At 48.9% G+C, this 13,681-nt stretch carries 15 protein-coding genes; 4 read left to right on the forward strand and 11 right to left on the reverse strand.

From position 1 onward, the window contains the following. Positions 1–5 precede the first annotated feature (5 nt). The 7 genes from SGR01S_RS04705 to SGR01S_RS04735 all read right to left on the reverse strand — a co-directional run bounded on the left by SGR01S_RS04705 (position 6) and on the right by SGR01S_RS04735 (position 6,468). Complete coding sequence (locus tag SGR01S_RS04705) at positions 6–617, reverse strand: dTMP kinase (protein ID WP_061806707.1); 612 nt, start codon at positions 615–617, stop codon at positions 6–8. A 245-nt stretch (positions 618–862) separates the two neighbouring features. Beyond that, positions 863–1,216 carry a translesion error-prone DNA polymerase V autoproteolytic subunit gene (umuD, locus tag SGR01S_RS04710; protein WP_061806708.1) on the reverse strand — a complete coding sequence of 118 codons (354 nt, stop codon included), beginning with the start codon at positions 1,214–1,216 and terminating at the stop codon, positions 863–865. 171 nt (positions 1,217–1,387) lie between these two features. Then, positions 1,388–1,702, reverse strand: a complete 315-nt coding sequence (locus SGR01S_RS04715) for a hypothetical protein (protein ID WP_147284274.1) — start codon at positions 1,700–1,702, stop codon at positions 1,388–1,390. Positions 1,703–1,849: 147 nt separating this feature from the next. Next, positions 1,850–3,604, reverse strand: a complete 1,755-nt coding sequence (locus SGR01S_RS04720) for an ATP-binding cassette domain-containing protein (RefSeq protein ID WP_061806710.1) — start codon at positions 3,602–3,604, stop codon at positions 1,850–1,852. Positions 3,605–3,835: 231 nt separating this feature from the next. Further along, positions 3,836–4,627 (reverse strand): Fic family protein, encoded by a 792-nt coding sequence (locus SGR01S_RS04725; RefSeq protein WP_061806711.1) that lies wholly within the window; start codon positions 4,625–4,627, stop codon positions 3,836–3,838. A gap of 242 nt (positions 4,628–4,869) precedes the next feature. After that, positions 4,870–5,262, reverse strand: coding sequence for a cell envelope integrity TolA C-terminal domain-containing protein (locus tag SGR01S_RS04730; protein WP_037416964.1), 393 nt, complete (start codon positions 5,260–5,262; stop codon positions 4,870–4,872). Positions 5,263–5,514: 252 nt separating this feature from the next. Then, positions 5,515–6,468 (reverse strand): LysR family transcriptional regulator, encoded by a 954-nt coding sequence (locus SGR01S_RS04735; RefSeq protein WP_061806712.1) that lies wholly within the window; start codon positions 6,466–6,468, stop codon positions 5,515–5,517. A gap of 139 nt (positions 6,469–6,607) precedes the next feature. Between SGR01S_RS04735 and SGR01S_RS04740 the strand changes: the two genes are divergently transcribed. Both SGR01S_RS04740 and SGR01S_RS04745 read left to right on the forward strand, forming a co-directional pair. Beyond that, complete coding sequence (locus tag SGR01S_RS04740) at positions 6,608–7,777, forward strand: M20 aminoacylase family protein (RefSeq protein WP_061806713.1); 1,170 nt, start codon at positions 6,608–6,610, stop codon at positions 7,775–7,777. A gap of 36 nt (positions 7,778–7,813) precedes the next feature. Continuing rightward, positions 7,814–8,602, forward strand: coding sequence for an ABC transporter substrate-binding protein (locus SGR01S_RS04745; RefSeq protein WP_037425489.1), 789 nt, complete (start codon positions 7,814–7,816; stop codon positions 8,600–8,602). Positions 8,603–8,665: 63 nt separating this feature from the next. Here the strand turns inward: SGR01S_RS04745 and tmaR are convergent, their stop codons facing one another. From tmaR to SGR01S_RS04760, 3 genes are all read right to left on the reverse strand, one after another. Next, positions 8,666–8,983: a PTS system regulator TmaR gene (gene tmaR / locus SGR01S_RS04750; protein WP_037425492.1), complete on the reverse strand. Its 318-nt coding sequence runs from the start codon at positions 8,981–8,983 to the stop codon at positions 8,666–8,668. 161 nt (positions 8,984–9,144) lie between these two features. After that, positions 9,145–10,212 (reverse strand): FUSC family protein, encoded by a 1,068-nt coding sequence (locus tag SGR01S_RS04755; RefSeq protein ID WP_061806714.1) that lies wholly within the window; start codon positions 10,210–10,212, stop codon positions 9,145–9,147. A 99-nt stretch (positions 10,213–10,311) separates the two neighbouring features. Further along, a complete protein-coding gene (locus SGR01S_RS04760; protein ID WP_061806715.1) occupies positions 10,312–11,079 on the reverse strand; it encodes an N-acetylmuramoyl-L-alanine amidase in 768 nt (255 codons plus the stop codon). A gap of 215 nt (positions 11,080–11,294) precedes the next feature. Here SGR01S_RS04760 and SGR01S_RS04765 point away from each other — a divergent pair, with 215 nt between their 5' ends. Then, positions 11,295–12,041 (forward strand): LexA family transcriptional regulator, encoded by a 747-nt coding sequence (locus tag SGR01S_RS04765; protein WP_037425549.1) that lies wholly within the window; start codon positions 11,295–11,297, stop codon positions 12,039–12,041. 42 nt (positions 12,042–12,083) lie between these two features. On the opposite strand, the gene SGR01S_RS04770 is transcribed toward SGR01S_RS04765, so the two are convergent. Further along, complete coding sequence (locus SGR01S_RS04770) at positions 12,084–13,193, reverse strand: SDR family oxidoreductase (protein WP_061806723.1); 1,110 nt, start codon at positions 13,191–13,193, stop codon at positions 12,084–12,086. A gap of 257 nt (positions 13,194–13,450) precedes the next feature. Between SGR01S_RS04770 and SGR01S_RS04775 the strand changes: the two genes are divergently transcribed. Beyond that, positions 13,451–13,660 carry a hypothetical protein gene (locus SGR01S_RS04775; RefSeq protein WP_061806716.1) on the forward strand — a complete coding sequence of 70 codons (210 nt, stop codon included), beginning with the start codon at positions 13,451–13,453 and terminating at the stop codon, positions 13,658–13,660. The last annotated feature ends 21 nt before the right edge of the window (positions 13,661–13,681 follow it).

Consider the following 13,681-nt stretch of genomic DNA (forward strand, 5'->3'; position numbering starts at 1 on the left):
GGGCATCATCCAAGCACTCTGTAGATCTCGGAAATCACCTGCATCGTTGCGTCTTCAATCATTCCTTCATTACGGCATAAAACCCAGCCGTGATTTGCAATTTCTTGCTCGAACGCCTTGGTACAAGCGACATGCTCTTCCAGCTTATAAATCACCGTGCTACTTAGCCCACGCGGTCGGGCCGCGGCCCTCGCCCATGAAATATCAGGCGCAGTAACAACCCCAACATGCAGGTCTGGTGTGCGCACGTTTCGCTCAATGTTAAGTTGTAAAATCTCTGAAAATGGAACCATCCGGCGAAACGCGGCATCCGACGGGTACCAACGATCCATCAGGATAATGCTGTCCGGGGGCTGTTTAGTCAGCACTTGCTGGGAAATCCAGGCACGGCTATCAGCAAGGCGCTTACAAACCTCCAATTCCAAATCCAGGCTGGGATTTCTGGCGAGCTTATTAACGAGGGCCATTGTTTCCCCTCTGTAAGGATCGCTTTTTTTCTCGCAAAGTCGGACCACCTTCTTGTTGTCTGCCCTTAGTACTTTCGTAATGGCCTCCAACAGTGTGGTTTTACCGGCTCCTTTAGGCCCATCCAGAGAAACAAACAGTTGACGACTCATTCTTGAAATGACGATTGATATAGGGTTTTTGTATAGCGTGCATCTGGCAAAAGCATCTTACTTCCTTCGTTTGAATAGCGGCCCGCTCTGCGTTCGTTGGATTAGGTACCCTAACTCAAGGTCACCCTTATCAACATCAGAAATGTGAAACATTAGTTATACCTGATTCATTTTTAGCTTTTAAAGCTACCCTATCTTTTCTAATTGGCCTGCCCGCCTTTGATTATCACATTGAAGCTAGCTTTTCAGGCATCCGGCGACGAGGATGATGGAGTATGAAGTCTGCAAAGAGTGAGTAGCAGACGTTTCACGGTAAATTCCCCGTCGACTGCGGCAATCACTATGCTGTCATGTTCAGGTTTTTCTGCGCGGTCAACGATCAGCAGGTCACCCGACAATATCCCGCCATCGACCATTGATTCCCCCGTTGCACGGATAAAGTATGTTGCTGCCGGATGACGAATAAAATCATTTAAATCAAGTGATTGTTCAATATAATCGTCGGCTGGGCTTGGGAACCCAGCAGGGCATTGCGCACCGAAAAATGGCAGCTTAAACGTGATTTCTGGTGAAAATCTGAACAGCTTGGTAATGGTCATCGTTTCTATATCTTTGCTGTATAAATACACAGTAATCATAAGCGAAACAGATAGACCTGCAAGCCCCGCAACCGCGATGCTGACAGGGCAAGAAGTAACTCAATAATTATCCGAATGATTTAGCTTGCCGGAAACGCTGATTTTTACCGACGATTGCACACACGTTATCCACTAAATTTGTGGATAACGTTGATGTTTCCCGTGGCGCAGCGCCTCATTCTGTCTCAGGTACCCTTCAACTGCAGTCAGTTGTTCACACAGCTCTGTCAGGGCAGCGGTTGAATCCGAGGCGAAGGCTCCGACCGCACCGGCCGCCACGATACTGTTGGTCACCACGGCCAGCCAGTCGGCGGCGCTGCCGGTCTCTGTCAGGCCAAACAGCAGGCCTCCCACCAGAAGTACCAGGCAGGTCAGCGCTGCACTGATCACGGCCGTCAGGACGACATCCCCTGCCCCGCGGGCTATTTTGCGCCAGCATACCGTCACGCCGGGCTCGTTCGGGCGGGGCGGTATCACATCGGCAGCGTGTTGTACCGTGCCCGTAACGCGGCCTTTCCTGCCCTTGATACGGCTGAACAGTGTCATCATTTCCCCCTGCGGTCTCCGTGGCCGGCGGGGGGTGAGGACGGGGTATTAACCCGCAATGTCCAAGTTGCCTTTTTCCAAGATGGATTGAATATAAGCATTTTTTCCAGCAAGTGATGCAAAATTACCTCGTTCAACAATTCCATCCTGATCCAATACTATTATCTCATCTGAGTAATCAAATGTTGAACGCCGGTGACTGATATTGATGACGATAGCTAAAGGGTAGGCCGATTTTATGTTTTTCAGCACTGCTCTTTCATTTACAATATCCAGTGACGAGGTGACTTCGTCGAGAATAATGATTTGTGGCTGCCGGAGAAACAATCTGGCCAATGACAGGCGTTGTCGTTGCCCACCTGACAAGGTCATACCATTATCTCCTATTGGCAAATCTAACAATTCAGCGGGGCTGTCGCAGGGAATATCATTAAATTGAGCCAATTGCAATGCCGTGAGTAGTTTTTCATCCGATGCATGCGGGCTCGCAATTTGTAAATTAAAGCGAAGAGTATCCATGAAGATATAGTCATTTTGTGATACATGAAACATTAACTCCGCTCGTGTCTTATCCGACATTTCATTTATTGGTGTTTCATTAATATAAATATGGCCTGAGTCAGGTGTGAGCTCACCAGCAATCAGTTTAGCCAGGGTACTTTTCCCGGCTCCGCTTGGGCCGGTCAAGGTATAGAAACCTGGATTTGAGAACGTTAAATCCATGTTGTTTATTGCGTTCGTTCCATTTTTTTCATACGAAAACAGGACCTTTGAGAGCGTCACAGAGATATTTTTACCTTGGGCCTTGTTCATCACCGGATGATCATTTCGGGGGGGCGTGCCCATATCAGTAACAAACTTATAAAGCGATACCATGGATTTTTGCATTGCGGTATACATGGAGCCGATATTCTCAAGGGGAGCAGCCAATAGCATAATGTAGGAAGATACCATAACAAAGTGACCTAGAGTGATATCTTGACTCATGACACGATAAAAGGAGAGTAAGAAAGAGGCACCAAAAAATAGAACGCTTAAAATAGACTCAACCAACAGAAACCGGAAGTCGGCCTTAAGCAAGGCTTCATGTTTCGCTTCTATTGAATTGAGTAAGTTTTTATATCTACCGAACAAAAAATCATAAGAGTTGCAAACTCTAACTGCATCTATATTCTTAACACTGTCTGTGATTACGCTGTATTTTTTCACTGAGGAAGAATAAAAATCAGAATACAGATTAACAATGCGCGGGTTAAATTTTCTTTTCGTCCAAAGATAAATAATAAAGTAAAGCACGAAGAGCAATGCAACAACCACATCTCCAGACATCAATATTATTGAAATGCTAAACAATAATTGCAGGAGTGGGGGTAGCAAGTTGTGCGAGATGTTTCTCAGTAACGTTGTCAGTTCGTCAACCGCCTGATTCAACCTCTGTGTGATATCACCGGTATTCTCATTTTTCGTCATTTTATTGGAGGTAAACAAACTTTTAAAATAACTATCTGTCAGACTAATGACAACGTTGTTACGCAACGACGTTATCAAAATAAAGCTCACTGCCGAGGATAGTTTTTTTATGCTCATCAGCGCAATATAACTAATGGCAAGACCAATAACCGCAACGGATAAATTGTACTCTTTTATCTCGATGGCATTGACCAGATATGACATAATGACGGGTTGCACTGAAAAAAGCAGCGTGGTGATAACGGAAATTAACACGACATAGACAAACTGCCGCTTTACCGTTTTATTTGATGAAGCTCTGAAGTACTGAAACAAAAACAAAAGTTTTTCCATATTGGAGCCTTTTATTTTTTATAGTATGGCGGGGCCCCACCATACTTTGTAATCAACGGTCAGATAAAGTATTACCTAACATACAACTTCAATTAAGTCTTAGAGGTAGTCCAAATGTCACCCTTACCGACTTGCGTATCCGTCATAGTTGTTGTCTTGATCAAAAGCAAATCTTTTTCAGTTAACATAAATGCTCCTTTGTCGATAAATTAGCTAAATAGCATACATTTTTCACTGTATGCTATTTAGATCACTTAATGATGAGTCATAGAGAAGATGAATACACTTACAGTAAAATCTGATGATGTTATCCCACTCTGAGAACAAAAATGCCTCACGTATACTGAGTACATACCCACTACGTGCTGCGTAACACAACTCGGTGAGCGGGATGTAATCGGATAAGGTATTTCTTAGCATCATATTAAAAAAAAGCCTGGATGTGCGACCGTTTCCGTCTAAAAGTGGATGAGCGTGTACAAACATAACGGAAAAAGCAATAGACACAAACAAACTATGCTCACCATTATTTTTTAGTGCATATTCACGTAGGGAAAGTAGCGTCGTTCTAAGCATTGATATATCAATAAACTCGGTGTACCCACCGTCTTCATCAGGGACAGTCCTTATATTTCCCGGCCTAATAATGTTAGACTCATCTTTTATTTTACGTCCAGCTTCACTGATAAATTCAATGAACGAGTCATCACTGAATAGTTTGTCTATGAAAGTAGGCCCCGTATTCTGATAGAAAGAAAATTCTTTAAAACTGGTCGCGTTCTCACTGGGGAATATTTTGGGATCGACATGATTACTGAGGCGATGTTGCAATAATTTTATCTTGTCTGTGTTTATTACCTCATTAGCATTGCTGACCAGTTTTTCATACCCAATATTTGTTCTCTGTAACAACCGCTGAGTTCTATCCAGCAACACAAGACTATCCTTATGAAGATGATTTACATCAGGATATGCGATCGGTTGTAGTTTGATGACATTGCCATTTAAAACGTAGTTTTCCATGCATCCCTTCTATCTATAATCCATCCAACTCCCAGCGTAACTTCATTTTTTTACATAAATATTTCTTGTTTGTTAACATTTTATTTCCCACCCTCTCGTAAATATTTTCTTGCTCAAACTCCGTATACGCATAATGGGGTCCGCTTGGAAAACGGAAGATATCCCACGTTAAGCCTGTTTTTTAAGCAAAAATGACAATCCGCTTCGAGCGAGAAGCGGACCTGCTCATGTTCATGGTATGACTAGCCGCGCAAATCAAAGCGAGATTTTTGAAAATCGCGGTACACCGCCTCATTAGTGAAGGCCGGAAATGTGGCTTTCTGGGCTGCTGATTTTACCGCTTCGCAATATGCTTTATTACCGTCACTGGTTGATATGTTTAAAGCCGTGCCATTCTGCGCAAACTCGATATGCAACCGACACTTCTTCCCTTTCCAGTTTTGTGGCTCAGCAAGTTTTGCATTTATCGCTGCTCTGATCGCCCGCGCTTGCGAGCCCCACTCATCCCGATCATCCCAGTTGCCAGAACCGCAATTACCCAGTGCAGTGGCTTTATGGCATCCTGAAGGTTGTAATGGTGCGCAACCCATTGCCAGACTGGCCATAAATGCCAGCATAGACATTTTAATTGCCATTCGATTCGCTCTCACTCCTTGCTCCCTCATTCGATTAATTTCTTCATACACACTGAGATATTGTTCCGTCATTACTGGCGCATTTTCAACTACTCGTAATGGTAATGACGTGGTCGCCATTACGTGGTCACTAACTCCCTATTGATAACTTCAAACAATTTTTTAAAGGTCCGCTATTGGCACAAAGCTGACGGTCAGATTGCTTCCAGAGTATCGAAATCACACCTAGTCCCAACAACTCCGTGCTCCACCCTAAATCAACAACTTCACCCGATCATAAATCAGTCGGTCCTCGAGCCGCGCGGAGCGAGCATGCTGGCGCAGGGTGCGGATCAGGTTATCAATCAACGCGTGGGCAGCGGTGCTGAGGATGCTGTTGCGCCTGGTGACAATGTTCAGCCGCGCCAGGTCGCAGCCTTCCTGTAGCGCCAGCGGTTGCAGCCGTCCGGCAAACTGCGGTAAACCTATCAACGGTACCGGGCTCCAGGTACACATGTCTGCCGACTCCACCATTGCCTGCAACATGCCGAGGGAATGCGCATGAATAATGCGGTTCGGATCGAGTTGAGCGCCGTGTCGGCTGAACAGTTGCTGGATTAAATCATCATAATTTTCCGGGGTGTAGTTCAGTACCCAATCCTGCTCCAGCAATTGGTGGACTGAGGTGCTTTGGGCCAACGGATGGCCGTGGCGCACCATCACCGCCGTTTCATAATCCAGCAACGGCTCACAATGAAACTCCTGCGGTGCCATCGAAGCCGGAAGCGGCGTGATGGCAAAATCCATCGTGCCCTCTCGCAGCTGGGATTGGGCGTTGGCCATCAGACTTTCAAACAGCTCCAGTTTTACCCTCGGCATCTTTTTGCGAAAGGCCACCACCGCCGCCGGTAACACCGTCAACATCAGCCACGGCGTGATCGCCACTTTCACCTGCTCTTGCGCCAGCCCACGCAGGCCCGCCATCTCATTGTTGGCCTGTTCCAGTTGGTTCAACACCAGCCGCGCGTGCGCCAACAACGTTTTTCCATAAGGCGTGAACCCCAACCCGGCGGGTGTGCGGATCAGCAACGGCAATTCCTGTTGCTGTTCCAGCTCTCGCAAGGCCCGCGTGACCGCCGCCTGTGAAAGCCCCAATTGTCGTGCGGCGGCGCGGATGCTACCACCGTCGGCACTGGCGACCAAAGCCTGTAACTGATGTAGTTTCATCACGCCCCCTGACAATCATAAGTTGTCAGCATAACCGAACGACGGCTCCCCGGGCAAAAGGTTGTTTGTTAGTCTCCGAAGTACCTTGTTCCCGGTTATCTTTCGCGTCGGGGAGTGAACATTCAATCGGGATGCCGCAATGGGAAATTTGCTTGTTTTACCTGAAATAGCCGCTGTTCATCACGAAATGGTCGCCATTCGCCACCATATTCATGCGCATCCAGAGCTGGGATTCAATGAGTTTGCTACCAGCGATTTGGTTGCAAAGCTGCTGACCGAGTGGGGTTATCAGGTCACGCGTCACATAGGACAAACCGGGGTTGTCGCCACCCTGCAACGCGGCGTGGGGAAATCGCTTGGCTTGCGGGCCGATATGGATGCGTTGCCGATTGAAGAAACCAGCGGACTGCCTTATGCCAGCACCCATAGCGGCGTGATGCACGCCTGCGGCCATGATGGCCACACCACAATGCTGCTGGCGGCAGCGCGCTATCTGGCACTGCACTCTGACTTTACCGGCACTCTGCATCTGATTTTCCAGCCGGCAGAAGAAGGTGGCGGTGGTGCCAGAGTGATGATCGAAGATGGGCTGTTTGAACGCTTCCCTTGTGACGCGGTGTTCGCCATGCATAACGTGCCCGGCTTCCCTATTGGCCAACTGGGCTTTGCCAGCGGCCCCTTCATGTGTTCAGCCGATACGGTCAACATCACCCTGCACGGCCACGGCGGCCACGGTGCGGTCCCGCAACACACGGTCGATCCGGTGGTGGTCTGCGCAGCCATCGTGATGAGCCTGCAAACTATCGTGTCCAGAAATATTGATCCACAGGAAACGGCGATCATCACCGTGGGGGCGATCCAGGCCGGTCTTGCCAGCAATGTGATCCCTGCGACTGCCACCATGACACTGAGCGTGCGCGCACTGAATGCCGATGTACGTCAACGGCTGGAAAACCGCATTACCGCACTGGTTGAAGCGCAAGCCGTCAGTTTTGGTGCCCGGGCAGAAATTGATTACCAGCATGGTTATCCGGTGCTGGTGAACCACGCAGCGGAAACCGAACTGGCGCGTGAAGTGGCGCTGGACTGGGCGGGCGAACAACAGCTAATTCCATCACTACGGCCATTTACCGCCAGTGAGGATTTCGCCTTTATGCTGGAGAAATGCCCCGGCAGCTATATCTCAATTGGCAATGGTGAAAGCACGCCCGGCAATTCACTGCATAACGCCGGTTACGATTTCAACGACGCATGCCTGCCGATTGGCGCAACGTACTGGGTCAAGTTGGTTGAACGCTTTTTGGCTTAATGGCCTTTTGAACACCACAACACTGAGGAAAATGAAATGAAAACAAAAAGTAGCCTGGTTTTATTGCTGCCACTGGCGTTAAGTTTCGCGGCCTTTGGTGGAGAGTTCAGCGGCAAAGTCATTAAGCTGGGCGTCGACCCCACCTATCCGCCGTTGGAATACAAGACTCCACAGGGTGCGCTGACCGGATTCGGTGTCGATATTGCGCAGGCAATGTGCGATCAAATGCAGGCCAAATGCATTTGGGTCGAAAGCAGTTGGGATGGGATGATCCCGGGGTTGCAGGCAAAAAAGTTTGACGCCATTGCCTCGTCCATGACCATTACGCCGCAGCGTCAGGCGCAAATAGCCTTCTCGGATAAAGTGTCCAATGCCCCGGCACGGTTGGTAGCCCGTAAAGGCAGCGATCTGCAACCTACCGCGGCTTCGCTGAAAGGCAAATCCGTTGGCGTACAACAGGGATCCAGCCAGGAAGCTTACGCCAACGCGCTATGGCGACCAGCTGGGGTCAATGTGGTGTCCTACCAAAGCCAGCAGGAAGCCAATGAAGATTTGGTCAATGGACGGTTGGATGCGTCACTGTTGGCCAGTGTCAGCGCCAGTGAGTTTTTCCATACGCCTGCCGGGAAGGATTTTGCCTTTACCGGTGCTGAGCTCAATGACAGCAAATATTTCGGTATCGGCGACGGTATTGGGTTGCGTAAAGAGGATACGGCATTGCTCAATGCATTTAATGCCGCGCTGAAAGCGATCATCGCCAACGGCACTTATAAGAAAGTGAACGATAAATACTTTGATTTTGACGTGTATGGTTCAGGGCAATAACGGCGGATTGGCGGGAAACAAAAAATAAAAGGGCCAGGCAAATGCCCGGCCCGATAAAAACGGTTACTTCACTTCGCCCATAGCTTTCAGCTTTTTGGACAGTTCGCGACGTTCTTTAGACAGATCGGCATTTTTGATGATGTAGTCATCAACGCGATCTTCATAGTCGCTGCGCATGTTGCCAATGATGCCCTGAACGTCTTCAATGCTCATGCCTGGCTTGATGTACTCACTCAGGTTGTCGAGTAGCAGCACACGCTTTTGGTTATCACGAACTTTCTTTTCGTTGTCGATAATTTCGCGTTGCAGCTTATTTTTACGGCGGAACATACGCACAAACTCCAGAACGTCCTGGAAACTCGGCTTATTTGCATTATCCATCTTCATACCCTTGCTTTAGTAATACACAGATTCATTTGCTTACGGCCACAATGATACCAAGATACAGGTTTGTGGCGGTCAGGCACAACACTCATCGCCCTATCTTACTCACTTTGCTGTCCGGACAAAAACCCGAAGCGCCTGCTTCATGATCTGACCCCCTATTCGCGCCCGGTAGCAGTACAGACCTTGAGCAGGTCGCCCAGTTCTTCCAGTTGTTGTGTCAGCTCCATGCTCAGCCAGACATAACCGTAAATTGGCGCTTCGCCGTGCTGACTGACACTGGCTTCCTGCATCAGCGTTTTCAGTTCAGCGGCGATTTCGCTTAGCTCGCCTGCCACGACAGATTGTTGCGCTTGTGGGCCATTACGCATCGTGTCCGCCAATGATTCAAGCGACCGCAGCGTCAGCAATTGCGCACTGCGCAGGGTTTTCGCATTCAGCATAATGAAATGGGTTTCACGCGAGGCCCAATAAGCGTCCGCCAACAGCTCCAGAGTACAGACCAGATTGCGGCTCAACGTTTGTACCGCTTCAAATACAGCCGGAGGAATATGGGTTTCTTTACTGCTGGGAACAATCAGGCCGCGCAATTTGACCACCTGATTCAAGAGATCTTTCAACTGCGGTTCCAACCGCGGCCGCTCTATCATGTTCGGTGACAAATAAGCACCGTAGATTTTACTCGCGCTTTGCAAGCAATCCGCCATCTGCATACGCCACAGAATGTAGGCGCGCTGAGGGTAAATGCTGGTGAACAACAACGCCAGCAACGAACCAAAAATTACGTCACCACTGCGCCACAACGCGGTATGCATGTCACCTGCCCCCGCGCCACAAACCACCGCCAGTGTAATCCCCACCAACAGTGCCATATAGGGCCGCTTACCGAGTGTCAGATAGCCGCAGAAAAACATCACCACCCCGCACCACGCCAGCATCAGCGGTAGCGAGTAGAGTTCGAGATACAGAGCAATCAGGCCCGAGGCTGCACCAAACACCGTACCGGCGATACGTTGCAGTGCACGTTGCAACACATTCCCCCAGAACGAAATCGGCCCCATCACCACCACTAAAGTAATCAATGGCCAGGTCCCTTCCGGCACCGCGAGCAAACGAATCAGCAGGAAGGTCAGGATAAACGCCAGCCCAATGCGCACACCATGCACAATGCGGTAATGGCGATAAGTCAGACGTTCAAACGACGATATTTTTCTGTCGAGGCGCACAATGCATCCCGTTATGAGGGGCGAGAAAGTACATTAGTTTAGCGGAGGAAGAGGGGTAGAGAAAAGGCGGATAAGGCGTCCCTCACCCGCAGTCAGTCCTTAAGCAGCATATTTATCCACCAGCGCCTGTAAAATGGCGGCGGTTTCCACATCCATCACCCCATCATACTGGCGTTGACGGAAATGCAGTTGGAAGGCACGCACCAGTTGGCGATAACCTTCAGCGTCAACCGCTGCCGAGGTGTCATAGCCATATTTGGCGAACAGCGCCAATAAATCAGCTTGTGCGGGCACGCCATGGCATTGATATTCATGCTGGTGTCGTTGTTTCACCGCATCCTCATACCAGGCGCCAACCCCGGCTTGATACAGCTGATGCCACGGGAACTGCGGACCCGGATCGCTCTTGCGGCCCGGCGCGATATCAGAATGCGCCACCACGTTAATGGGGGTGATATCCGGATAACGTTGCAGGATATTTTGCGCCAGTTGAGTTACCGCCGCAATTTGCTGCGGGTTAAACGGTGGGAAAGTAATGTCTTCACCATCGCCACTCGCCAGATTGACGATCTCAATGCCAATCGCCGTATCGTTGAGATTAGAGCGATTGCCCCATTGGCTTGCACCGGCATGCCAGGCCCGTTCATCTTCATCCACCAAATTAAAGATGCGTACACCACTGAAACCGGCTGCCTGATAGGTTTGATCTTCCGGATCCGGCACCAGGTAATGGGCGCTGACCGATTTGCCGGTCAGTGACTGCACGGAATCGGCAAAATTCTGCGCCGTGTAATGCAGCACCAAAAAGCGCACCCGGTGGCCAAAGCCGGCTACCGAACGGTAGCTATTGTAATCAATACTGAACATCGTAGATTCCTTGTTAGTTAAACTCGCGTGCCTCAGTCACTGTAGGAGACGAATATATTCATCCCGGGTCAACCAGTCCCAACATGCTACGACCCTACAATGCCTTCGTGGACCCTGTCCACTCATTAATATTTAGCTAATTGCTAAATTTAAAGCAAGATAAATTTAGCAAAAACGATATTTACCTTTTTGCTAAAGAATGCGATCATCCGATGATGGAAACCAAAGAAATAAGACGCAATAATTTGCGCGAGCTGATGGCCAGCTATGCCCGGCAGGGCATCAACCAGAACGATTTCGCGGTGCTGGTTGAATCCTCTTCGCCAACGCTGAGCCAAATTACCGGTGAAAAATCCTCCCGCAACCTTGGCGATAACCTTGCCAGGCGGATCGAGGCCAAACTGGATCTGCCCAAAGGCTGGTTCGACGTTTTCCATGAAAAACAGTTGGTGCACCCGTTCGATAACGTGGCGGCAGAGTCGGATTTTCAACCTGCCCGCCTGAAACCGGTAGTGTGGGAAGATACCGAACAGGACAAGGAAGAGTTTGTGGAAATCCCCCTACTGGATATCAATTTTTCTGCCGGCGATGGCTGTTATGAAATCGTTGATCGTGAAGAGTTTTCACTGATCTTTCGTCGCTACTATCTGCACAAGATGGGGGTGGCGGTCAATGCGGCGCGTATCATCCGTATTTCCGGCTCCAGCATGGAGCCACGGCTACAAGATGGCGACGTGGTGGGCATCAATACCGATGACACACGCATCCGCGAAGGCAAAACCTACGCGATTCGTCATGGTAATTTACTGCGGGTCAAAGTGCTGATCGAACAGCCTGACGGCGGTGTCACTATTCGCTCCCTGAACCGGGAAGAATACCAGGACGAACACCTGAGTTATCCGCAGCGTAAAGACCAACTGGTGGTGCTGGGCCGCGTTTTCTGGTCGTCTTCATCCTGGTAATGGGCGGGATACAATCAGGCGCCGCTTAGCGGCGCCATCCTGTTATTTGAAATCCACGACCATCTGCTGCTGGATAGACAAACCGCGGGTAGACTGCACGCAACGGGCGATGTAGTCGGTAAAACGCGGCGGTTTCGGCATGCCCAGCTTAAGAATTTTGTCGTTGCTGAAACGCACGTTAAGCATGGCGAAAGATCCATACAAACGCATCGCTTTCAGCATCAGTCTTTCGTTGCACGGCCCGAAAATATCTTTCAGTTGCTTGCGCATGTTCAGCAGTGCTTCGTAACTGACCTGTGCGTAATGGTCGCCAAGCGGTGGTTTTTCCAACGCGGCAGCAATAGCGCGATCAATATCTGCGAAGCTGACACTGCTCTCTTCGCCAGCGGAAATATGGTAAACGTCATTATCCAGCGTTTCGCTGTTCAGCAACATCACCATCGCATCAGCACAGTAATCGACCGGGATCACGTCGATGTTGTCCTGCAGCGAGCACATGAATTTACGCAGCATCAGTGCCATGCTGAACACCCAGAAAATACTGCTGGATGGCTGGCACCCTAAACGGGTGTGCCCAACAACGATAGAAGGACGAGCAATCACCAGCGGCAGTTGCGGGCAGTGTTGACGCATTAACTGTTCAATCGTGGATTTAGAGCGGGTGTATTCCACCAGATGCTCAGCCGTTTCTTCAAACTCACCACTTTCCGCAACCAATGAACCCGGTTCCGGTGCACAAGACATTGCGGTACCAACATGCAGAAAACGTTTTAATCCCGGTACCTGCGCCATTCTTTCGGCAAAGGCCAATGTACCTTCAACGTTAACCTTCCAAATAAGCGGGTTATTGCCAAATGAAGCGACAGCGGCACAATTGATAACGTGCGTTACATTGTTAATACGTGTGTCCGCTAAAAAATTAGCAGGCTCACTTAAATCACCCAACAATATATTTTCTATCGTGATTTTAGAGAATAAATCGGATTCAATATTAAACTTCTCCATATTAATCCGAATACGCTCCAGCCCCTGCTGCGCATTTTCAGCTCGCACTAACAGAAGATAGTTAATTTCCTGATTTTCATTCAGTAATTTTTCGAGCACTGCACCACCGAGAAAGCCAGTAGCGCCGGTCAACAGCAGAGTTTTCATAATATGCACCCACATTGGCATTGAATGCTGCTGATTGTATGCGGGGATATTTAAACAAATATTAAATGGAACTCAGTGGCACCTATTTATCTTTTCTTAATATTATCTTAAGGAATATCCTGAAACATCACTGAGGTATTTGGTAACACATTAATAAAAAAACACCCATAATAAATGCGGCCGTTTACGGACCATTGATACAAACTCTGATTTAATTTCCTGGTAAATGTTATTCCCTTTTTTCATCAGGAGTATTTATGAGCTATAACCAAAAAGTTTGGTTGGGCATCCTGGTCCTGTGCAGTGTCTTCTGGCTGGCGGTGATCGGCGGTATTTTCTCGATCCATGAAGCCTACGAGCGCACAAGCCTGCAAAGTCAGCAGGATTTCACAACGCGATACTCTCAGCATTATCATGGCACTGCAACACCGAACCACGGCCTCCAGGCGCGAACGCCAACATCCTGATATGCCCCCCTGAATGGGTAG

It is taken from the genome of Serratia grimesii NBRC 13537 (assembly GCF_001590905.1).
Classification (GTDB): Bacteria; Pseudomonadota; Gammaproteobacteria; order Enterobacterales; family Enterobacteriaceae; genus Serratia; species Serratia grimesii.

What these genes read in the sequence shown, in the direction of transcription:
- SGR01S_RS04760 (WP_061806715.1), bottom strand. Translation starts at nt 11,079, where the DNA reads ATGTTCAGTATTGATTACAATAGCTACCGTTCGGTAGCCGGCTTTGGC.
- SGR01S_RS04745 (WP_037425489.1), top strand. Translation starts at nt 7,814, where the DNA reads ATGAAAACAAAAAGTAGCCTGGTTTTATTGCTGCCACTGGCGTTAAGT.
- SGR01S_RS04765 (WP_037425549.1), top strand. Translation starts at nt 11,295, where the DNA reads ATGGAAACCAAAGAAATAAGACGCAATAATTTGCGCGAGCTGATGGCC.
- SGR01S_RS04720 (WP_061806710.1), bottom strand. Translation starts at nt 3,604, where the DNA reads ATGGAAAAACTTTTGTTTTTGTTTCAGTACTTCAGAGCTTCATCAAAT.
- SGR01S_RS04775 (WP_061806716.1), top strand. Translation starts at nt 13,451, where the DNA reads ATGAGCTATAACCAAAAAGTTTGGTTGGGCATCCTGGTCCTGTGCAGT.
- SGR01S_RS04740 (WP_061806713.1), top strand. Translation starts at nt 6,608, where the DNA reads ATGGGAAATTTGCTTGTTTTACCTGAAATAGCCGCTGTTCATCACGAA.
- SGR01S_RS04770 (WP_061806723.1), bottom strand. Translation starts at nt 13,193, where the DNA reads ATGAAAACTCTGCTGTTGACCGGCGCTACTGGCTTTCTCGGTGGTGCA.
- SGR01S_RS04730 (WP_037416964.1), bottom strand. Translation starts at nt 5,262, where the DNA reads ATGGCAATTAAAATGTCTATGCTGGCATTTATGGCCAGTCTGGCAATG.
- tmaR (WP_037425492.1), bottom strand. Translation starts at nt 8,983, where the DNA reads ATGGATAATGCAAATAAGCCGAGTTTCCAGGACGTTCTGGAGTTTGTG.
- SGR01S_RS04705 (WP_061806707.1), bottom strand. Translation starts at nt 617, where the DNA reads ATGAGTCGTCAACTGTTTGTTTCTCTGGATGGGCCTAAAGGAGCCGGT.
- SGR01S_RS04735 (WP_061806712.1), bottom strand. Translation starts at nt 6,468, where the DNA reads ATGAAACTACATCAGTTACAGGCTTTGGTCGCCAGTGCCGACGGTGGT.
- SGR01S_RS04725 (WP_061806711.1), bottom strand. Translation starts at nt 4,627, where the DNA reads ATGGAAAACTACGTTTTAAATGGCAATGTCATCAAACTACAACCGATC.
- umuD (WP_061806708.1), bottom strand. Translation starts at nt 1,216, where the DNA reads ATGACCATTACCAAGCTGTTCAGATTTTCACCAGAAATCACGTTTAAG.